17 protein-coding genes are annotated in these 20,551 nt (G+C 67.0%); 14 read left to right on the plus strand and 3 right to left on the minus strand.

Annotation, left to right across the window (positions count from 1 at the left end):
* Positions 1 to 277 precede the first annotated feature (277 nt).
* The 7 genes from O7610_RS20315 to O7610_RS20345 all read left to right on the plus strand — a co-directional run bounded on the left by O7610_RS20315 (position 278) and on the right by O7610_RS20345 (position 7,952).
* Positions 278 to 1,555 carry a lipase family protein gene (locus O7610_RS20315; RefSeq protein ID WP_289211551.1) on the plus strand — a complete coding sequence of 426 codons (1,278 nt, stop codon included), beginning with the start codon at positions 278 to 280 and terminating at the stop codon, positions 1,553 to 1,555.
* 35 nt (positions 1,556 to 1,590) lie between these two features.
* A complete protein-coding gene (locus O7610_RS20320; RefSeq protein ID WP_289211552.1) occupies positions 1,591 to 2,712 on the plus strand; it encodes a caspase family protein in 1,122 nt (373 codons plus the stop codon).
* The gene (locus O7610_RS20325) at positions 2,709 to 5,042 is read left to right on the plus strand and encodes a hypothetical protein (RefSeq protein WP_289211553.1); all 2,334 of its coding nucleotides are present in this window, start codon (positions 2,709 to 2,711) and stop codon (positions 5,040 to 5,042) included. The genes O7610_RS20320 and O7610_RS20325 overlap by 4 nt, the downstream gene beginning before the upstream one ends.
* A gap of 130 nt (positions 5,043 to 5,172) precedes the next feature.
* On the plus strand, positions 5,173 to 5,835 hold the full coding sequence (locus tag O7610_RS20330) for a response regulator transcription factor (RefSeq protein WP_289213649.1): 663 nt from the start codon (positions 5,173 to 5,175) through the stop codon (positions 5,833 to 5,835).
* Positions 5,836 to 6,080: 245 nt separating this feature from the next.
* Positions 6,081 to 6,356, plus strand: coding sequence for a hypothetical protein (locus O7610_RS20335; protein WP_289211554.1), 276 nt, complete (start codon positions 6,081 to 6,083; stop codon positions 6,354 to 6,356).
* Entirely contained in the window at positions 6,353 to 6,523 is a 171-nt protein-coding gene (locus O7610_RS20340) for a hypothetical protein (protein ID WP_289211555.1), read from the plus strand. The genes O7610_RS20335 and O7610_RS20340 overlap by 4 nt, the downstream gene beginning before the upstream one ends.
* Positions 6,524 to 6,686: 163 nt before the next feature.
* Positions 6,687 to 7,952, plus strand: a complete 1,266-nt coding sequence (locus O7610_RS20345) for an IS110 family RNA-guided transposase (RefSeq protein ID WP_289211556.1) — start codon at positions 6,687 to 6,689, stop codon at positions 7,950 to 7,952.
* A gap of 365 nt (positions 7,953 to 8,317) precedes the next feature.
* On the opposite strand, the gene O7610_RS20350 is transcribed toward O7610_RS20345, so the two are convergent.
* On the minus strand, positions 8,318 to 8,845 hold the full coding sequence (locus O7610_RS20350) for a ComF family protein (RefSeq protein WP_289211557.1): 528 nt from the start codon (positions 8,843 to 8,845) through the stop codon (positions 8,318 to 8,320).
* Between the two features lie 197 nt (positions 8,846 to 9,042).
* Positions 9,043 to 10,104 carry a DNA-processing protein DprA gene (locus O7610_RS20355; protein ID WP_289211558.1) on the minus strand — a complete coding sequence of 354 codons (1,062 nt, stop codon included), beginning with the start codon at positions 10,102 to 10,104 and terminating at the stop codon, positions 9,043 to 9,045.
* Between the two features lie 353 nt (positions 10,105 to 10,457).
* Here O7610_RS20355 and O7610_RS20360 point away from each other — a divergent pair, with 353 nt between their 5' ends.
* The 3 genes from O7610_RS20360 to ltrA all read left to right on the plus strand — a co-directional run bounded on the left by O7610_RS20360 (position 10,458) and on the right by ltrA (position 15,669).
* Positions 10,458 to 11,063 carry an AAA family ATPase gene (locus O7610_RS20360; protein ID WP_289211559.1) on the plus strand — a complete coding sequence of 202 codons (606 nt, stop codon included), beginning with the start codon at positions 10,458 to 10,460 and terminating at the stop codon, positions 11,061 to 11,063.
* Positions 11,064 to 11,101: 38 nt separating this feature from the next.
* On the plus strand, positions 11,102 to 12,277 hold the full coding sequence (locus O7610_RS20365) for an McrC family protein (protein ID WP_289211560.1): 1,176 nt from the start codon (positions 11,102 to 11,104) through the stop codon (positions 12,275 to 12,277).
* A gap of 2,315 nt (positions 12,278 to 14,592) precedes the next feature.
* Positions 14,593 to 15,669 (plus strand): group II intron reverse transcriptase/maturase, encoded by a 1,077-nt coding sequence (gene ltrA, locus O7610_RS20370; RefSeq protein WP_289211561.1) that lies wholly within the window; start codon positions 14,593 to 14,595, stop codon positions 15,667 to 15,669.
* Between the two features lie 3 nt (positions 15,670 to 15,672).
* Here the strand turns inward: ltrA and O7610_RS20375 are convergent, their stop codons facing one another.
* A complete protein-coding gene (locus O7610_RS20375) occupies positions 15,673 to 16,905 on the minus strand; it encodes an IS110 family RNA-guided transposase (RefSeq protein WP_281551456.1) in 1,233 nt (410 codons plus the stop codon).
* Positions 16,906 to 17,129: 224 nt separating this feature from the next.
* On the opposite strand from O7610_RS20375, the gene O7610_RS20380 reads away from it, so the two are divergent.
* The 4 genes from O7610_RS20380 to O7610_RS20395 all read left to right on the plus strand — a co-directional run bounded on the left by O7610_RS20380 (position 17,130) and on the right by O7610_RS20395 (position 20,483).
* Entirely contained in the window at positions 17,130 to 17,492 is a 363-nt protein-coding gene (locus O7610_RS20380; protein WP_289211562.1) for a group II intron maturase-specific domain-containing protein, read from the plus strand.
* A gap of 84 nt (positions 17,493 to 17,576) precedes the next feature.
* Positions 17,577 to 18,431 carry a helix-turn-helix domain-containing protein gene (locus tag O7610_RS20385; RefSeq protein ID WP_289211563.1) on the plus strand — a complete coding sequence of 285 codons (855 nt, stop codon included), beginning with the start codon at positions 17,577 to 17,579 and terminating at the stop codon, positions 18,429 to 18,431.
* A 23-nt stretch (positions 18,432 to 18,454) separates the two neighbouring features.
* Positions 18,455 to 19,638 (plus strand): IS3 family transposase gene (locus O7610_RS20390; RefSeq protein ID WP_289211211.1). Its coding sequence is split into 2 segments (ribosomal slippage): positions 18,455 to 18,722 and positions 18,722 to 19,638, totalling 1,185 coding nucleotides; the frame shifts between segments, so codons are not numbered across the junction.
* 662 nt (positions 19,639 to 20,300) lie between these two features.
* The gene (locus tag O7610_RS20395; protein WP_289211564.1) at positions 20,301 to 20,483 is read left to right on the plus strand and encodes a hypothetical protein; all 183 of its coding nucleotides are present in this window, start codon (positions 20,301 to 20,303) and stop codon (positions 20,481 to 20,483) included.
* The last annotated feature ends 68 nt before the right edge of the window (positions 20,484 to 20,551 follow it).

Consider the following 20,551-nt stretch of genomic DNA (forward strand, 5'->3'; position numbering starts at 1 on the left):
TGCGGATGTCGGCGCGCAGGCCTCCATGGTGGAGGCCGAGGAGAGGCCGCAGCTGAAGAGCACCCTGCTGGACTACCTGTACGTAGTGCCGACGACATACAGCGGAGTCGACCTGCTCCCCGCTGATCATCCCCGGGTGGCCTGGTGGCGCCGAGCAGGCGGCACCAGGCATGTCTGGGTCGGCGTTGCCGCCCGGTTTGGATAGCTTGGTTTCGGCTACGCGGCATTGCAGGTGACGAGGCGTATGAGCTTTGTGCGGACACCTTCAATAGCCTTGGTGGTCACGCTGATACCGAGCGCGGAAACCTTGACGACCGGGAGTGCGGTGGGTGGGACGGCCGGCCTGCGGGGTAGACAAGGGGCGGTTGGCGCAATATTTCGCCCATTCGGGGATAGAGGACCGCCTGCTACCCCCGTAAGACTGGTCGGCGTGGCGCTGGTGTTCGTGCACGGGATCGGCAATCGCGACGGTCGGGCTTACGCTAACAAGGTCGCGCTTCGGGACGCCCTGTTTCAACGGTTCCTGTTGGCCCGAGGGGTGCCTGAGCTGGCCGGGTCGGAGATCCGCAATCCGCTCTGGGGCGAGCTGGGCACGGCCGTGGGGTGGTCCCCGGCCACGCTGCCCATCGACCGCAACAGTGAACGGCTCGGCGGTGATGACCCAGTCGTGGCCGATCTGGTCGCCGTCGCCGATCCCGGCGGGAGTGGTATGCCGCTCGTTCAGGCCGCCCGTATTGACCTGCATGGAGCGGTCGACCTGCTCTACTCGCTCCTAGACCTGCGCGGTCGAGACGACGCGGAGATCGAGGAGCTCGCCGACCAGGCTGTGGCGCTGGCCGACTGGTGCGAGCATCCCGACCTCGATGCCACCACCGTCGACGACGACCGGGAGCTCGTCGAGTTGCTGGTCCGACGGACCGCGCCGGTGGCGGTGCCGGCCCCGGGTGTAGAGGCCCTCGGCGCCAGGCGAAGGATGCGCGTGGCGGCGCACGCGGCGCTGATTGCTGCGGTGGACAGGTATCGCCGAAGCAACGTAGGTCCGCCCGTCCGACACGCGGCGGCGGCGCTGCGCCGGCTCATAGGCCGCCCGGTCTCGCTACTGATCGGAGACGTCCTGGTCTACCTCGCGAGCCGGGGCAGCCCGGAGCGACCAGGCGAGGTCGTTTCGCTGGTCGTGCGGGACCTGGAGGAGGCCAGCCGCGAGGGGCCGCTCATCGTGGTGGCGCACAGCATGGGCGGCAACATCGTGTACGACGTCCTCAGCTACTTCCGGCCTGACCTCGAAGTGGACACTCTCGTAACGGTCGGCACCCAGGTCGGCTTCTTTGAAGAGCTGGGGATGTTTCCCGCGAGGGCCGGCCGGCCGGCGAACGTTCGACGCTGGATCAATGTGGTCGATCGCGGCGACCTGCTCTCCTACACGGCGGCTCCGGTCCTCGACGGCGTCATCGACTACGAGTTTCCGACCGATGCGCTCTGGGCGCACGGTGCGTACTTCCGGCAGCCCACCTTCCACGCCCGGCTGGCTGCCCGGGTGCGGGAGGCACGTTCGTGACGGAGGTCGTTGTCGATGATGGGACGGGTCCGCGGATGCACGCCTTCGTCGTCGGCGTCGGCGCGTATCCGTACTGCGACGACCCGGCCGACGACGGTCCAGCGGGGCGGGTGCTCGGTGATCTCGGCTCAGTCACGAGCCCGCCACCGTCGGCAGCGGCCGTGGCCGAATGGCTCCTGCACGCACCGCGTGGCACCAATGACCCGCCGGTCGGCACGGTTGAGGTGTTGATCTCGTCGATCGCCGAGGTCTCGCTGCGCCTCGGCGACGGCACCCGGCAAAGCGTCGGCCGGGCTGTCTTCGATGAGTTCAAGGCGGCGTTCCGGCGATGGCGCCGCCGGTGCGACAGCCACCGCGACAATATCGCCCTGTTCTATTTCTGTGGACACGGCTGGGAACTCGACGGTCAGCTCCTACTCCTCGAGGACCTGGGCCGCGACCCGGACGCACTGCTAGAGAACTGCGTCGAGCTCAGCGAAATCCGCACGATCATGCAGCACTGCCGCGCACGAACCCAGGTCTACTTCGTCGACGCCTGCCGTCAGATGCCGCCCGACTTCGCGCAGCTGACCTCGGCGACTCGTGCTCTCATGGATCATCCCCGGCAGGTGCGTCTGCCGCTGTCGCCGCTCGATGCCCCGGTCTATTTCTCCACCGCACGTCGCTTCGAGGCCCAGGCCAGACAGGACGCAGTCACCCCGTTCACCGCCGCCGTCCTACGCACCCTCGACGGCTTGGGCGCACACCCCTCCAGCTCGAACGGCTGGACCGTCGCCACTGACCGCTTCGGGCCACACCTGCGCGACGTGATCATCTGGGACAACCCAGAAGACACCGACAGGCTGTCCTGCCTCACGGTCGAGGGCGAGCAAAGTGGGGTGAGTGTGCTACGCACCCTGGACGGGCCACCGCTCGTGCCGTTCCGGCTTACCTGCGAGCCGGCACACGCGCTGCCCGTAGCCGAGGTGTCCATCCGGTCCTTCCCGGATAGCGCGGGCAATCCGATGACGGTAGACGGCGGTCGGGGTGAGGTCTCGGCGGGCGTCTATCACGTGGAGCTCGGCTTCCCAGACGGCGTCGGCTTCCGCAAGGCGTCCGCATTCGCCGAGGTGCTGCCGCCGAACCGGACCTTCCACACAGAGGTGGAGCAGGCATGACGACCTCCGACGCTGGCCTGCTGGTCCTCGGCCGCAATCCTGGGGCCGGGGCCGGCGAGGTGATCGGTATTTTCGAGATTCTGGACGTAGACCTGCGGGTGATCGCCACCGGCACACTCCTCAACGGCTCCACGACGCCGACCGAGCCGCTTCACGCCGGTCGCTACATCGTGCGCGCGGGCTTGCTCGACGGCCGCCGAGTATCAGCACCCATCGAGCTGGTGCCAGGCGAGGAGCCGGCCCTCGCGGTTATCGATATCACCGCGACCGGAGAAGATCCGCCGAGCGGGGACGGGTGGATCGCAGGCTGGGTCTTCGACCGGGAGTTCACCCCGGCACCGGCGACCCGCCTTATCATGCCGTCAGACACGACCGTAGCCGTCGCAGGCGACCGGATCGGTGACGGTGGCGCGGTGGTGATCCAGTGGACGGTGTCGCCGCAGCTGCCGCAGTTCACCGTGGCCGCCGCAGGCCTACCGCTACGATTCGTCGGCGACAGGTCCGGCATCGGACTAGTCCCCGCGTCCGGGCACGCCCGAGCCTTGCTGACGTTCCTTCAGGTCGGTGACCTGCCTGCGGCGCAGATCCTGGCGGCGCAGGTGCGGGGCGGGGCGCCCGACCCGGCCACCGCGATCGCCGTCGGGTATATCCTGCTGCGGTGCGGCGATCCAGGGCTGAGTGGCTGGGCGCGTGACCTCGTAGCGGCGCAGCCGCGCTCGTTCGACGCGCACCTGATCCACGCCTCGGCGCTCATGCGGGACCCGCAGGGATGGCCGATGGCCCGTACGACGCTGCTGGCCGCCACCCAGCTCGGCCTGCCGCTGATCCCGGCCGGCCTGCGATTGCTCGACGACGCGCTGCGGCTGCTGATCCAGGGCACCGACGACGCGGAGTTGGCCGCAGCCCGGCAGCGGTTCGTGCCCTATCTGCGAGTCGGGGTCACCGGCCTGCTGACCACCTTCCGAGGAACCGCGCCGAACGCGCCTACTGCGGAGCCGGTACGGGCGCGGCGGCCGGAGCACACGCGTCGCCTAGTACTCGACCGCCTCATTCCCTCGCTGCAGCCGTTGCGCCCCCGACCGGCACCGAAGCAGACCGCCTCGAGCACCATGGAGGTCGGCGACCGGAAGCGGGTGCTCCTCGGACCCTACGAACTCCCCCTCGTTCCTGCCGGTCCGGGCGCTGCCACCTTGACTCTGCCGTTGGAGTTCATTGCAGCGGTCGGTCCCGACTCGGTCGGCTCGGTCGGTCTGAGTACCGGCCAGCTCATCGTCATGATCTTCAACATCACCGTGCCGGAGGATCTGGACATCCGGGTCACTCCCGAAGGCTCCAGTGAATCCGTCGCGCTCACTCGTCGAGGGACGGCGCTGATGGGGGCGATGTCCTGGCCGGAGGCCGGCCTGCCGGCCATCATCGGCCTGTCCGGTTACGACGGGCGGCCACCGACGGACCGCCCCCGGGCGCTGAGGGAGCCGGCGCACGCCGGTGCCTCCGGGCGCCGCCGAGCCCTGGTCGAAGAGGCGGAACGTCTGTCCGGTGTCGAGGTCGGTGCGGCGGACGCCTCCGCCCGGTTCGGTGAGCTCGCCGAACAGTGGCTGGCGCTGCGCGACACCGAGACGGACCCCGACCGGGTACTGTGGCGCCGATTCGTTGACGCCCGGCAGCGCTTCGACCGCCGGCACAGCCCTCGTGTGGAGATCGACGCACGACCGGTGACGCGATCCGAGCAGACCGGCGACCTCCCCGGCGATGCGCTCGAAGGGCTGTCGATTCAGCAGGCCGAACTGCGCCTACAGGACCTACTCGAGCGCAGCGGCTTCCGCGGGCAGCTGTGGGACACCGTCTCGGCCGCCGCCACCTCCTACTGTCTGGCCACCGTCACCGCCTGGCTGACCGCCATGCACGTGCCCCGGCCGTGCGACCTGGACCGACGCGCCCGGGCACAGCTGGAGAAGCCGTGGGCGCATGCCGACGCGCTGCGGGTCGCCGGCCAGGTGGCCTCGAACGCCGTCGCGCACTTCCGTGACCGGCGACTAGCCCGGGGAGGCTGGCGAATCGAGGACGGCACGTCACTCGTCACGGAACTGCTCGACGCCTGCGCCGTGGCTTTGCCGCACACTCTCCGCACCCTAGCGACTCGGCGCGGTCCGGCCCCCCACGGCTCGCGGTTGCGGCGGCCGGACGACGGCGATCCCGTGCCGCAGTCGGCCGCGATCCTGCGGGCGGCCGGATACAGCCGAGCCGAGGTGGCAGAGGTCCTGGGACTGAGCGGGCCGGACGCGGTCACGCGGGCCGTCAAGCGGTACCGAAGGAGTCAGGATGTATGACAGCCACGCCGCCCGTCTGGTTGAGCAGACCTCACTCGGTCGGCTCGGCGCGCGCCGTCTCCGCGAGCGGGCGAATCGGAAGGAAACGAGCACAGAGACCAATCGGACCATCAAACGGGTCGAGAGACGGCTGCCGAACGCATGGGTCGGCGCGACCAGCGTCCTGCTCGTCGACGACCACGACCTGATCCGTAGAGGGTTACGGAACGCCTTTGAGCAGGGCGGGCAGTTCACCGTCATTGGCGAAGCTGCCACGGCAGCGGAGGGAATGCGTCAGATGGAGACGCACCAGCCGAAGGTGATCATCATGGACCTGCGTCTTCCCGATGGCAGCGGGCTGGAGGCAACGCGGGCGATCCGCCGGGTATCCGAGAGCACAGGCATCGTGGTCCTCACCATGTACGCCGGTGACGAACAGTTGTTCGCCTCGATCGAGGCCGGGGCGAGCGCCTTCGTACCCAAGACCGCGTCAGCCGATGAGGTGATAGACGCAGCCCGCCACGCAGCATCGAGTCCCTCCGCGTTCACAGCGGCGGACCTTCCTGGGGCGATGGAGCGACGCTTGGCCCCGGGCGGCCCGCAGCTCTCGCCGCGGGAGAGCCAGGTGCTCCGGCTGCTCGCCGACGGAATGAGCGTCGCCGGAATCGCTAAGCAGCTCTTCATCTCGGAGTCCACTACGAGAACCCGCATCAGCAAGATCTACGAGAAGCTGGGCGCGGCCAACCGCGCGCACGCTCTGATGACCGCGCTGCGGCTCGGGCTGCTCGATGCGCCGGACGTGCCGACGTTCTGATGCGCAGTGCTGCTGAGGTGGGAGGCGTGCTGCCGGTGCGTGACACCTGTTCGGCGACGGCACTGTCGCCGAACAGGTGTCACGCGCGAGGGTCGTCAACGGTGAGCCCTTTTGCGGCGCGGTCTGAACAGTGAGGCTTCTTCTGCGTCCTCGTGGAGGGAGTCCCCTCTTGGTCAAGATGGTGTGAGACACCCCGTGTCAGTGAGGTGCTGACCTGAGGACGGGGATCGGAGATCCTTGTGTACGTGTCCACTTCATCTGGCAAGCAGCCGACGTCCGGTAGCGGGGCCGACCCGGCGCCGAAGCCGTCGCGGCGGGTCTTCAGCCCGGAGTACAAGCTCGCGATGGTCGCCGAGTACGAGAACGCCCCGAACGGCGAGAAGGGCGCGATCCTGCGCCGGGAAGGCCCCTGTACTCGTCGCACATCATTGAGTGGGCACGGGCGCGCGACGCCGGGCACCTTGGCCGGGTCGACGGCGGGAAGACGGATGCCGCCACGGCTGGGGCCGGGTCACGGGTGAAGAAGTCCGCGGACCAGATCGAGTTGGAGAAGCTGCGCCGGCAGAACGAGAAACTGCAGGCGGACCTGAGGAAGACCCGTATGGCGTTGGACATCATGGGAAAAGTTCCCTCGCTGCTCTTTGAGCGGGCCCGTTCCGGGCTGAAAATGATCGCGGCCGCTCGCTGACGCCGTGTGCGCTTGGTCTTCGAGGCCGTGGAAAAGTCGGGTGTGGGGAGCTGCGTCATGGGCCCTTCAATGTTGCTTCGAGCACGCGGATCAGCTTCGCTTTCGACTCCAGCAGCTCCCGCGGGCGGCCATCCTGTGACCGACTGGGTGGAAGGACCGGGTGTTGGAGTCAAGTCAGGACAACGAGGAGATCATCGAGCGGATCGCGGCGCTCGACATTGGCAAGGCCGAGCTGGTGTGTTGCGTGCGGATCCCGGGCCAGGGACCTGGAGGGCGGCGACGGCAGGAGGTGTCGACCTACTCCACGATGACCCGGTCGTTGCTGGCGATGGCCGACCGGCTCCGAGAACTGGGCGTGACCCGGGTCGTGATGGAATCGACCTCGGACTATTGGAAGCCCGTGTTCTACCTGCTCGAAGCAGCCGGCGTCGACGCATGGCTGGTCAACGCCAAGGACGTCAAGCATCTACCCGGACGTCCGAAGATCGACCGGCTCGACGCGGTCTGGCTGTGCAAGGTCGCCGAACGGCAGATGATCCGGCCGAGCTTCGTACCGCCGGCACCGATCCGCGAGCTGCGGGACCTGACTCGCTATCGGGTCGATCTGATTGCCGCCCGGACCGCCGAACGCAGCCGGGTCGAGAAGCTGCTCGAGGATGCCCAGATCAAGCTGAGCGTGGTGGCCAGCGACATCTTCGGAACCTCCGGACGGGAGATGATGGCCGCGCTGATCGCCGGGCAGCGCGACCCGAAGATCCTGGCGCAGATGGCACGCAGTCGGCTACGCGCGAAGATCACCCAGCTGGAGGACGCGTTCGTCGGCCGGTTCAGCGAGCATCACGGATTCCTGCTCACCAGGATGCTGGCCCGCATCGACGCGATCACCGCGGACATCGCCGAGGTGAACCAACGTATCGAGCGGCAGATCGGCCCCTTCGGTGATGTCGCGCGTCGTCTGGACGAGATCCCCGGCGTTGGTCCGGCCACCGCACATGTGATCATCGCCGAGGTCGGGGTCGACATGAGCAGGTTCCCCACCCCGGCCCATCTCGCATCGTGGGCGCGCTTCGCTCCAGGAGTCAAGGAATCGGCCGGCAAGAGCAAGGGCTCCGGCTCCACCGGCCACGGCAACTCCTACCTGGCTAGAGTCCTTGGCGAGGCCGCGGTCGCCGCCGGTAAGACCGACACCTTCCTCGGCGAACGCTATCGGCGCATCGCCCGACGCCGCGGTAACAGACGCGCCATCGTCGCTGTCGGCCGCTCCATCCTGACCATCGTCTGGCACCTGCTCCGCGACCCGGCAACCCACTTCAACGACATCGGCTCCGGGTTCTACGACACCCGCGTCAACCCCGAACGCCGCAAACGCAACCACATCCGCCAACTCGAAGCCCTCGGCTACACCGTCACCCTCGCCCCAGCCGCCTGACCGACCCAGATCAAGAACCCGTCCCGGCTCCGCCGGGACGCTGCCGCCTGCCCACTCACCGTCCATTTTCGGATCAGCACACGCGCTCTTGGAAGAACCCGCCGGGAGCGCGGACAACGACAACCCGCCGAGGAGATCCTGACCGCCGTGTTCGGCGAACTCCGCGACGCGGGCGTCGCGGTGCAGCGGGCGTGCGCGCTGACCGGGACCTCGCGGGCGACCTACTACCGGCGGACGAAACCGGTCGGACCGCGACACGGGCCGTGGCTGCCCCGGACGCCACCACCATGGACGCTCAGCACAGCCGACCTCCAGCGGACAAAGCCGCACGTCAACGACCGTGGCCGAGTTTTCGAACGGACAGGTCAGCCGCCCCACGGGACTCGGGCGATAACAAGGCCGGCGATACGGAGGGCGCCGGCCTTGCGCAGTCTCCGAGCGACGGCGCTCAGCTGGGAACCTGTGGTGAAGATGTCGTCAAAGAGCAGCACCTTCGCACCGGTGAAGTCGGCCATCAGATCGATCGCGTCGGCGTGCTGGCCGGCTGCCACCTGCTTGTCGTAGAGGCCTTGCCCGGCAGAGGTCGGCGTCGACGTGCGCTTGAGCAGCAGGTCGTTGCGGATCGGCCACCGGCGTCGTAGGTCTTCCACTTGGGCAGCTTCGAGGATCGTCTCGATGTGACGGATCGGCTGCCGGTCGGTTGTGGTGGGGTTACCGATGATGACGTCGTACTGACTGGTGATGGTGGCATTCGCCTCCAGCCACCCGAATACCAGCCGGCCGAGGATTGGCGCCCAGCCTGCCGCGCCCTCAGCGTACTTGAAGTTCTTCAGAATGCTCTTCAGCGGCTCGGAATACATCGAGATCGCCGCCACGGTCCCGAAGCCGCGCATGTCCTCGGACTGTCGGCAGGTGCTGTTGCGGCAGGCCGCGCCAGCTTCGAGGGCTTGCGCGCAGAGCGAGCACCGGTTGGGGCTCAGCGGCGGAACAGTAGACATCGCACAACGAATGCAGATGGCGACGGGGCCTGAGGTCAGGTACGGACATTGGGCACAGTTCGGGAAGCCCAGAGGGGGGCCCGCAGGGTGGGTCACATGGCTCCCAGGTCTGATTGGGCGAGCCGGAGTCGCTGTTCGGCGGCGGCTTGTACTGCCTCGGCGGACGCGATGCGGCCCAGCACGTCGGAGATATCGCCGACCTCGACGACCCGGCGGATGGATGACGCCGAGGGTGTAGAGGCGGTGAACAGATCTGTTGGGTCGCCCGCAGGGGAGTCGGCATCGAGCATAGCCCTCGCCCACTTCTGCGCCGCAGCGAGAGACTTCAGCAAGAAGACCAGCTTGCCGTGCTTATAGGCAGCCTGGGCTTGGATTTTGGCACCCGATGTGGACGACGCCTCGACGACGATCGTACCCTGGGTAAAACCGGACATCACCACGTTGCGGGCGGGGAACCGCCACCTATCCGGCGGGTCGGTCGGCCAGAACTGTGACACCACGGCGCCACCCTGTTCGACGATCCGCTCGGCCAGAGCAGCGTTTTCCTTCGGATAGGTGGGGCGGGCTATGCCGTTGCCGATGACCGCGACTGTGCGCATGGACAGGTCGACGGTGGCGGTGTGCGCGGCGGTGTCGATGCCCAGCGCGAGCCCCGAGGCTACGACAATCCCGTCTTCACAGAGCCCTCTAGCCATTCGTGCCGCGCGGCGGCGTCCGTCCTCGCTGGCCTGCCGGGTGCCGACGACGGCGATGGAGCGGGCGTCGCCGGACTCGAGGTGGCCTCGGTAGAACAGGAAGGGCGGCGCGTCCGGCACCAGGCGAAGGTTCGCTGGGTAATCGGTGTCGAGCACTGTCGTGACGTTTGCGCCGACGGCTTGCGCCGCTGCCATCTGCTTGCGGGCTGCGTCGCGGGCGGCGGTCTGGGCAGCCCGGTCCTTCGACCACTTCCGGATCAGCGTCGCTGCGCGTTCGGCCTTGGGTGACTTCTCGCGGATCTCGCCCTCGAACCATCCGGCCAGGTCGCCGGGAGTCTGGGCGGTGCGTGCGATCAGCTGCCAGTCGACCCGGACGAGCTCGGGGTCGGTGATAGCGCACAACGTCAGCAGGTCAAGTGTGTGGTCTGCTGCGGTGTCGCTGGTGGGCCCGGTCTGCACAGTCGAGAGCCTACGTGCGTGGGCGTGGATAGGCCCAGCCAACTCGGCCATCCCCTTCCTCGTTGAGTGATTTGGGGCCAACTGGGAGGATTCCTCGGAGGTTACTGGCGACGCTGTTGATGTGCTGCGCGTTGCCGTTCTCGGGCGCGGTGGTGGCAGGCGCGCTGAGCGCACTCCGCGCCGAGGCCGCCGACGCCCTCGCGGACGTCCTTCCTACGCCTACGAGGACTTCTTCGAGGGGTTCCGGCCTGTCGAGGGTACCGACGGTGGAGCTTTGGGGTTCGCCAAGATTCCGGGTCCGCTTCGGGAGATCGCCGCGAAGGCCAAGGAAGACCCGACCAGGACGTACGTGTTTGGTCATCGATGAAGTCAATCGGGCCAACCTGGCCAAGGTCTTCGGTGAGCTGTACTTCCTCCTGGAGTACCGGCAGGCCACGGTCCGCCTGCAGTACTCGCCAGCGGAGGCGTTCAACCTGCCGCCCAACCTACTGCTGATCGGCACTATGAACACCGCCGACCGGTCGATCGCACTGGTCGACGCCGCCATGCGGCGACGGTTCGCGTTCGTCGAGTTGCACCCCGACGAGGAACCGGTCAGATCCGTGCTCGACGAATGGCTTCGGCGACAAGGCAGACCAGATGACCAGCGACCAAGGTTGCTGCGGGCGCTCAACGAGGCGATAGGGGAGGCGGATCACGACGTCAAGATCGGCCCCTCCTACTTCATGCGACCCGGTGCCGACCGCGACGGTGGACTCAAGCGGGTATGGGACCACGATCTGCTGCCGCTGCTGGAGGAGCACTACGCGGGACGCCTGACCCGCGCGGCAGTGCGCAGCAGGTTCGGCCTGTCAGTCATCCGCCAGCGGGCCGAAGCCGACACGCCCACCACCGACGGCCCCAGCCCTGGACGCGGATCGACCGCGGACGGCGCTGACCCGGCCGTTGGAACGACGTGAACCCGGCGGCCGGGCCGGTCCCAGTCGTGTTGACGGAGGTGAGCTCCAAGGAGGTCGTGCTGTCGCTGGGCGACGCCCAGGTGGCGGCGCTGCGCGCGGCCGAACTGGTCACCGTCCGCCGCGCGGACGGCGGCCGTTGGAAGATCAAGGCCGGCCGCAAAGTCGGCGCCATCCGGGTCGGTGACCTCGAGATCGAAGTGACACCCAAGGTCGGCCTCGCCAACATGATCTTCTTCCTCGGCTACGCCACCAGCCCCGGATTCCGCCCCGAAGACGTGGCCGGTATACCGGTCACCGGCCTGTGGCCCGCGTTGGCGACATCACTGATCCGCCAGGCCCGCCGGGCACTGGCCCCGGGGCCACTACGCGGATACGTCACCGTCGACGACGCCCTCCCGCTCATCCGCGGACGGATCCGGTTCACCGACCAACTGGCCGGCCGCCCCGGCATGCCACTACCCATCGAGGTGCAGTACGACGACCACACCCCCAACTTCCCCGAGAACCAGATCCTGCGCGCCGCCATCCGGCGGATGCTCGCGGTACCACGACTGAGACCCGTCGACCGGGACGACCTGACCGAACTGGACGCGCGGCTCACCGGCGTGACCGCGCTACCCACCGGCACCCCACCGCCGGTCTGGCACGCCGGCCGGCTCAACGCCCACTACGCTCCCGCTCTGCGCCTCAGCGAGCTGATCCTGCTCAACAGCTCCGCCGACCCCGGCACCGGCGTCCACACCATCGCCGCCTTCGTGGTCAACATGGAGAAGGTCTTCGAGGCGTTCATCGGCACCGCACTCCGCGACGCCCTGTCGGCCTACCCGGGCCACACAGAAACCCCGGGCAAGGACACCCTCGATCCCGGGCGAGCGATCCGGATCGAACCCGACGTCCTCCACCTCATCGACGGGCGGCCAGCAGCGGTGTTCGACGCCAAGTACAAGATCGAGCCCGGCACGGGAAGACCCACCAACCCCGACCTGTACCAGATGCTCGCCTACTGCACCGCGCTGAACCTCCGGACCGGATGGATCATCTACGCCGAAGGCGCCGATCCGCCAACGACGTGGCACGTCCGCAACACCGACATCCAGATCGGCTACCAGCCCCTCAACCTACGCCAACCCCCCGACCAACTACTGAAAGACGTACAGGCCTTCGCGCACTCGGCCATCCACCAAACCGTACCGGCCTACCTCTATCACCCCTGATCCTCATGGACAGCCGGAGCCGGACCCGCTCGTACCTGACTGCGGCCACGACGCGATCGATCGCCTTGCCAGCGGGATACACCGATTCACCGGCCCCGGTGACGTCGCGCCGCAGACCGCCCGGCACCCCCTGAGACGGATCGGAGCTGTCCTTCTCGGTCGAGGCTCGACTGCCGTTACGCGGTAGCGAGATGAGGGGAGGGTGGGGCCGGAGAGCCCGGCCCCACCCCTGTCGTGGTCATCCCCACGTCGTTGCCTCTGGTGGGGGTCAGGCGCAGGTGAAGAAGTTCCAGCTGATCCACTGCATGGAGGGATAGCGGTAAGCCTGGGCTCCTCCACACGCGGGACCACTGCCGTCGACCATGCGGGAGAAGACCGGGTTCTGCCACAGGTCCGGTGACACCTGATCGGTACCGGACTTGCCGTCCTCCCACGCGGAGGGCTGAATGCTGTAGTCGTTGTAGGCGGCTGCGTCGGCGTAACGGAACTCGCTCTAACAAAGTACTACTAGGTGGCGCTGTGTTGCTCTGCCGTTTGACTCGCTGCGCCGGGCCTCCAGGCCCGGTGGCTGAGCCGGGCCTTCGGGCTCGGCGAGGATCGCAAAGACGGAGGTGATCGCTGTGATGACCGACCACTCTGTCAGCACCAACTCCAGGGGGAGTTCATGTGGATATGCAACGTCCAGTTCGCGTCACCGTAGAACCAGCGACACCAGGTGCCGGTTTTGGAGGATCCCGGCCTGCTGCAGGTCGTCTGTACGGATACCTGTTGCCTTTCGCCGCTACTCGAAATTCCTCGGACCCGGATCTTGCCGGACGTGCTGGTGAAGCTGCCGGATCCGGCGTCGCCGATCGCGATATGGACACTGCGGAACGAACTCAGAGAGTGGCAGGGATCGTGCACAGTGAACGGGAGATCGTAGTCGGCCGCATGGGCGGGTGTAGATACACCCGCAGTAGCCACGACCAGTACGGATGCGAGTAGCAGAGCTCTGATCCAGGACCGCGACACTGGGTTCCTCCACACGTTCAGTCCGGGCATCGACTTCGACTTACTGTCAGCGTACAGGTTGGCTTGGCCATCCAGATGCGAGTAAATCTAAGCAGCTTCCACGCCCACCAAGAATATTCACAATCGCCACCCAAACTGCAACGATTGACACATGTCGTGATGAATCCCTGTCAAAAAGCTGGATCTGACTGGACGTTTGCTTCAGCTTCGCGCCAGTAGTGGCCGATTCACGTACCGGCCCCGGCGGCGCAAAATGCCCGACCAGACCCAGAAAGAGACCATACCGGCAGCCGCATGCCCGTCCGGCTTCACCGCATTTCACACCGGGATCGTGTCTGATTCACATTGATCCCCACATCGACGAACATGACGTCCGCCGCGTAGACGCCCGGACGCCGTAGGCCTCCTGCATAACCGAACGGCGAGCCTATCCGTCCGACCTTGTACCGTTCGAAAAACTCGGCCACGGACGTTGACGTGCGGCTTTGTCCGCCGGGGGATCGATGGATGGCGTCATGCTGCCGGTCATGATCCTGTCGTTGGGCTACCTGATTCTTCGTCAGGCACTGCAGTTGATCATCTTGTTGGCCCGGGGTGGGGACGCCAACGCGGTCGAGGTCCTCGTGCTGCGGCATCGTGCGCCACGAGGCGCCATTGAACCGTGTGGGGGTGAGAGGCCTCCACCGCCGTCCTGTCGCAGCAGGGTGGTGAAGCTGGGAGCAGCCTGATCCGGGAGACGCCGGGGAGGGTGGCAAGCAGCTCCGACAACGCCGGGACATGCCAGGACTACCGGATGGTGTGGGTCCGGCAAGCGAGACGAGAAGGTGTACGTGAGGAACCAGCGGTGTAACGCCCCTCAAGAGCGCGGCCAGCTCGAATCCGGTGGATGTGGGCTGGATGGCGGTGCGTACCCGTCCGCGCAGGCGGACGGGGAACTCCTTGACCGGTGTGGTGTCGTCGGTCGGGAGGCCATGGTGAAGGTCTGCGGCGTAGCCGTGGCGATGCCGCAGGGGTATAGCTGGGCACCTCCCTCGACGAGCGGTTCGTGGTGAACGTGGGAACCGTCCCCGAGTTCCCGTCCGGGGTCTGCCGGCCAGGCAGGATCCGGCGGGTTGGCGCGTCGTCCGCCGACGGCTCGGGGATGGGGCGGCGGGTTCGTAGTAGTCCGAGGTCGGGAAAGCCGGCCACATGGCGAAGGGACCCAGCGGGTTCGTGTATGTGCGGTTCTGTAAAGGTTGGAGACGCTGGTGAATACTGGTGAGCCGTGGCCTGACGTCGATGAGGCGCAGGTACGGGTACGACGGATGCAGACCAAGCTGCACCACTGGGCGGCCGATGATCCCGGTCGCCGGTTTGATGATCTTTTCAACCTCGTGTGTCACCCGGACTTCCTCGTCGTGGCGTGGGAGCGGGTGCGGCGTAACAAGGGGGCGCGTACGGCGGGCATCGACGGGGTTGCCCCGGCGATGGCCGCGGCGAGTCCGACCATCGTGGTGGCGTTGCTGGCCGATACTCGCCAGCAATTGAAGTCCCGGACGTTCACTCCGCTGCCGGTGCGGGAACGGCTGATTCCCAAGCCCGGTCAGCCGGGGAAGGTCAGAAGGCTCGGGATTCCATCGACGATGGACAGGCTGGTGCAAGCCAGTCTGGCGCTGGTGTTGGAGCCCATTTTCGAGGCCGTTTTCAAGCCGGTTAGTTACGGTTTTCGGCCGCGTCGGCGGGCGCAGGACGCGATCGCCGAGATCGTCTACTTCGGGTCCAAGGGTTACCGCTGGGTGCTCGATGCGGACATCACGGCGTGTTTTGACGAGTTGGCACACTGCGCGATCCTCGATCGGGTCCGCCGACGTGTCGCCGACAAACGCGTCCTGGCCCTGGTCAAGGCATTCCTCAAGGCGGGCATCATGGCCGAGGGTGGCCAGGTCAGGGATTCGGTCACCGGCACGCCGCAGGGTGGTTTGATCAGTCCGTTGCTCGCCAACATCGCGTTGACGGCGTTGGATGAGCACTTCTGCGCCAAGTGGGATGCCCACGGCACAGACGACAGACGGTACCGGCATCGGCAGCGTGGCGGGGCCACCTACCGGATCGTCCGCTATGCGGACGATTTCGCGGTCATGGTGATGGGCTCCCAAACGCACGTCGAGGCCATACGGGAGGAGGTCGCGCAGGTGCTCGCCCCGCTGGGGCTGCGGCTGTCGCCGGCCAAGACCCGGGTCTGCCACCTGGACGAGGGGTTCGACTTCTTGGGCTTTCGCATCCAGCGACGCCGCAAGCGGGGAACCAACAAGTACCACGTCTACACCTACCCGTCGAAGAAGGCTCTGACCTCGATCAAGACGAAGGTGCGGGCGTTGACGAAAGACATCCCAGGAGCTTGAATGTCAAGCAGCAGCCTTGCTGAGGTGATGCGACCACGCGGTCGCCTCGTCGTAGACGGTGCCGGTCTTCAGGCATCCGTGCAGGATGCCGACGAGCCGGTTGGCGAGTTGGCGCAGCGCGGCGTTGTAGCTGGCGCCGCGGGCACGTTGCCGGTCGTAGTAGGCGCGGGCACCCGGCGAGGCCTTCAACGCGGAGAACGCCTGGGTCATCAGGGCGTCGATGAGCCGGTCGTTGTGGACGAACCGGGCCGCGACGGTCCTCTTCTTCCCGGACGCGCGGGTGATCGGGCTGGTCGCGGCGTAGTTCTTCCGGGCCTTCGCGGTGGCGTAGCGGTCGTGGTCGTCACCGAACTCGGCGAGCACCCGGGCGCCGAGGACGGCACCCAGTCCGGGCTGGGACAGGATGATCTCAGCGTCCGGGTGCCGGCCAAAATGGTCCTCCACCTGCCCTTGCAGGGCCTTGACCTGCTCGTTGAGAGTGACCAGCAGGGCGACCAGGGCGCGCACCGACGCGGCGTAGGCGGTGGTGACCACGGCCGGCTGGCCGAGGTGCTCGGCACGCAGCACCGCCTGGATCGACGCGGCCTTGGCCGCGACGTCACGGCGCCGGGCCCGTTTGAGAGCGGCGCTGATCTGGCTGATACTCAGCCGGGCGGCGCTGGCCGGATCAGGGGCCTTCGCGAGGAGTTGCAGGGTGTCAGCGGCGTCGAGGTCCTCGAACGCCTCCAACGCCGCAGGGAAGTACTCCCGCAGCGCGTGCCGCAGCCGCTGCACAGCACGGGTGCGTTCCCAGATCAGCGTCTTGTGCATCCGGGTGACGACCTTGACCGCCTCGGCGTCCGCCGAGTCTCCGGCCATCGGGCTCAGTTGGTGCGAGTCGGTGCGCACCATGTCGGCCAGCATGTGCGCGTCGGCGGCGTCGCTCTTGGCCCGGGACACCGCCAGACGTTCCCGGTAGCGGGCCGCCTGCAACGGGTTGACCGGGTACACCGTGTACCCGGCGGCGACCAGCGCCTGCACCCACGGGCCCCGATCGGTCTCGATACCGATCTTCACCTGAGCAGCAGCAGCGTCGGCGTCGATGTCGTCGCCGAGCGCCGTGCCGATCATCGCGTGGAGCCTGGTGATGCCGGCGATGCCCTCGGGCAGCCTCGCCTTGGCCAGCCTGCGGCCGGAGGCGTCCATGAGCTCGACGTCGTGGTGGTCCTCCGCCCAGTCATCTCCTATGAACAGCAACGTCTCTCCCGCCTATTGAGTCGATCACCGCTGGTAGCCAGGAGGAGAACCATCAGCGACCTAATGAAGCAGTGCTCACGCCGCGACCGGGCGGGCACGACATCCCATCAGCGATCAACTCTCCACACCGACCAGCCGGGGCACGATCTTTCGTCAGGACTCGACGTCCAGGAACCCGGAGTGCTCACCGGCTGGCGGCTACCTACCCACCAGGAGTTTGCCGGATGGCTCACTCCCAGAACTCATTAGGATCACGGCACAAGACCCTGGCCGACCTGCTGCACCAGCTCAACTCGGTGCTGCGGGGATGGTGCAACTACTTCCGGCACGGGGTGTCGTCGGGGACCTTCCACTACCTCGACCACTTCACCTGGTGGCGAGTGACCGGGTGGCTGCGCAAACGACATCCCAGGATCACCTGGAAGGCCCTCCGACGGCGGTTCCTGACCGCAAGTCCAGGACGCCGCCCTACCGAGGGCAAGGAGGTGCTGTTCCTCGCCCAGCAGGTGCCGATCGTGCGCTACCGCTGGCGAGCGACCAACATCCCCACGCCATGGACCAGCGTGCAACCTGCCGAAACCGCATAGCCAGCGGGAACCTGTGGAGCGCCGGATGCGCGGAGACGTGCACGTCCGGTGCGGCGGGCGGGCCGGGGAAACGGACCGGCAGGAATGCCGGAACCGCGCCCCGGTCCGACCCGACAGGTCGCGGTCCTGCGTCGGCAGGTGCGCCGTCCGGATCTGGAACCCGCCGACCGGGCGGTGCTTGCCGGCCTGTCGAGGCTGTTGCCGCGGACCCGGTGGGCGACGTTTCTCGTCACCCCGGCCACGTTGTTGCGCTGGCACGGCGATCTGATCACACGGCGGTGGACCTACCCGAGACGGCGGCGGGGTCGACCCCCGGTGACGGCCGAGGTACGCCAGCTGGTGCTACGGCTGGCCCGGGACAACCCCACCTGGGGATGCCGACGCATCCAGGGCGAGTTGACTGGCCTGGGCTACCGGCTCGCTGCCAGTACGATCTGGGCGATCCTCACCAAAGCCGGTGCCGGTCCGGCTCCACGACGGGCGGGACCGACCTGGACCGAGTTCCTCACCACCCAGGCCAAAGGCATCCTGGCCTGCGACTTCCTACACGTCGACACCATCGGACTGACCCGCGTCTACGTCCTGTTCCTCATGGAGATCGCGACCCGGCGAGTCCACCTACTGGGCGCAACGACCAACCCGACCGGCGAGTGGGTGGCACAGCAGGCCCGCAACCTCATGATGGGCCTGGGCGATCGTGCGAACCAGTTCCGGTTCCTGATCCGGGACCGGGATGCCAAGTACACCAACTTGTTCGACACCGTGTTCCACGCCGAGGGTGTCGAGGTGCTCCGAACGCCACCCCAAGCACCCCGGGCGAACGCGTTCGCGGAGCGCTGGGTACGCACCGTCCGGCGAGAGTGCCTCAACCGGACCCTGACCTACAACATGAGGTGCCCCGAGGATTCCGGACAGGGAGCCAATAAGGTTACCCTGTAAGGAAAATCGAGGGAAGAAGCGCGATGGCACGCATAAGCTCATACACCCCAGAGTTCCGTGAAGAAGCAGTGCAACTCGTTCTACAGTCGAACAAGCCAGTGTCGCAGGTTGCCCGGGAGATCGACGTTCACCCGGAGACGCTCCGTTCCTGGGTCCGCCAGTACCGGCGGGAAAACAGCGGCGCCCAGGACAGCCCACCGATCGGCGTCGACGAGCGCGCTCGACTGAAGGAACTCGAACGTCGCAACCGGGAACTCGAAATGGAGAACAGCTTCCTGAAAAAAGCCGCGGCGTACTTCGCGAAGGACCCTCGGTAACGAGCTTGTACGAGTTCATCGAGACGATGCGACTCGACACCGCGAAGTACGCCTACCCCGTCGACTTCATGTGCGAACAACTCGGCGTGTCCAGGTCCGGATACTACGAATGGCGAACCCGCCCCGACTCCGCGACCGCCACCCGCCGCGCCCACCTTCGATCGACCATCGAGGAGGTGTTCGCCGCGTCCGACGGCACCTACGGGCATCGACGTGTCCACGCGCAACTGCGGCGCCAGGGCGTGTCCGCCGGGCCGGAACTCGTCCGCCAGCTGATGCGCGAGCTCGGGCTCGTGCCGTGCCAGCCCCGCCCGAGGCGGTGGGGTCTCACCCAGTCGTCGTCCGGCACGGTGCCTGACCTCGTCGGCCGGGAGTTCACCGCCGACGCGCCTGGCGAGAAGCTCGTCGGCGACATCACGTACATCCCGACCGGCGAGGGGTGGCTGTATCTGGCGACCGTCATCGACTGCTGCACGAAGGAAGTCATCGGATACGCGATGGACGACCACTACCAGACGCCGTTGATATCCCGCGCCATCCGTAACGCCGCCCGGAATCGCGAACTCAGGAAGAACGCCATCTTTCATTCGGACCGGGGCAGCAACTACATGTCGGACGACTACGGCAGAACGCTTCGGGATCTGAGGTTGCGGCGATCTGCTGGCCGGACCGGAATTTGTTTCGACAATGCGATGGCGGAATCGTTCTTCGGTGCGCTGAAGAACGAACGCGTGTCGCGTGTGAAGTATCCCACTCGTGAGGCGGCACGCCGGGACGTTACTGCCTACATCGAATTCTGGTACAATCGTCAGCGTCTGCATTCAGCGGTGGGCTACCGACCTCCCCGGGAAGTCCACGCAGAGTTCGAGAACCTTCAAATCGCGGCGTGAAAGAACCGGCCGAACCACTGTCCGGAAAACGCGAGGCCCCTCAACATTCGACATCTGCTCGCCGTGCTCGGCGAAAACCTCACGCACTACAACAGGCATCGGCCACATCAGGGCCGCGGGCAACGCCCACCTGACCAGGACACGGCCCCAGCCCCAGTGACCGATTTTGGGTACCGTCCGAGTACGACGCAGGAAGGTCGTCCACGGGCTGATCAACGAGTACGAGCAGGCCGCGTAGCCGAAACCGAGCCACCCAACGGGGCGTCAACTCCGACCCAGGTCGACCCAAGCTCCACACCACAAAACCGCACTTCACGGGCCACGATCGAGTTTCCGAACGGTACAGCTCAACGACCCGGCCGTCGAACGGGCCCGGATCACCACCCCTGACGGCTGGGCGGTGTCCGCGCCCGTCACGGGATGCGCTGCGGAAGGACGCATCGCCGTGTACGGCAGCGTCACCACATGGTTGCTGCTCATGTACCTGCCGCAGGATCTCAATGAGATCGCTGCCGACGCCTACACTTACCCGACGTCACCGCGGCCCTGGCGGCCTACCGGGGCTTCATGTCCGACCGAGGCCATCGGCTCCGGTTCCCCAGGAGGCGGTCGAGCACATCCAGAGCACCGTCGGCGCATCTGCTGGCCTGACCAGCGTCGAAGTGGAGATCGCCACGGCTGACGCGCAGTGCCAGCAGGCCAGCGACCTTCGCGCGCGGTTGCAGTCTGTCATAGACCGCGACGCGCAGGAGTGGCTGCGCCGCAACCGCGATGCGGTTCAGCGTGCCGCGGCAGATCTCCAGGACGCGATCTCGCGGGCTGATCGGCTGGTGCGCAGGTCGTGAGCTGCCAGGCACACCGCCCTGCCGCTGCGGGCAAGGGCGGTGTGCCTGATGGACGGCAGTCTCCCGAT

Source organism: Solwaraspora sp. WMMA2065 (assembly GCF_030345075.1).
Lineage (GTDB): Bacteria > Actinomycetota > Actinomycetes > Mycobacteriales > Micromonosporaceae > Micromonospora_E.

Bases quoted from the DNA above. Each gene is read 5' to 3' on its own strand.
- ltrA (WP_289211561.1), top strand. From the start codon at position 14,593: ATGCAGACCAAGCTGCACCACTGGGCGGCCGATGATCCCGGTCGCCGG.
- O7610_RS20325 (WP_289211553.1), top strand. From the start codon at position 2,709: ATGACGACCTCCGACGCTGGCCTGCTGGTCCTCGGCCGCAATCCTGGG.
- O7610_RS20380 (WP_289211562.1), top strand. From the start codon at position 17,130: ATGGCTCACTCCCAGAACTCATTAGGATCACGGCACAAGACCCTGGCC.
- O7610_RS20385 (WP_289211563.1), top strand. From the start codon at position 17,577: ATGCCGGAACCGCGCCCCGGTCCGACCCGACAGGTCGCGGTCCTGCGT.
- O7610_RS20350 (WP_289211557.1), bottom strand. From the start codon at position 8,845: ATGCGCGGCTTCGGGACCGTGGCGGCGATCTCGATGTATTCCGAGCCG.
- O7610_RS20320 (WP_289211552.1), top strand. From the start codon at position 1,591: ATGCACGCCTTCGTCGTCGGCGTCGGCGCGTATCCGTACTGCGACGAC.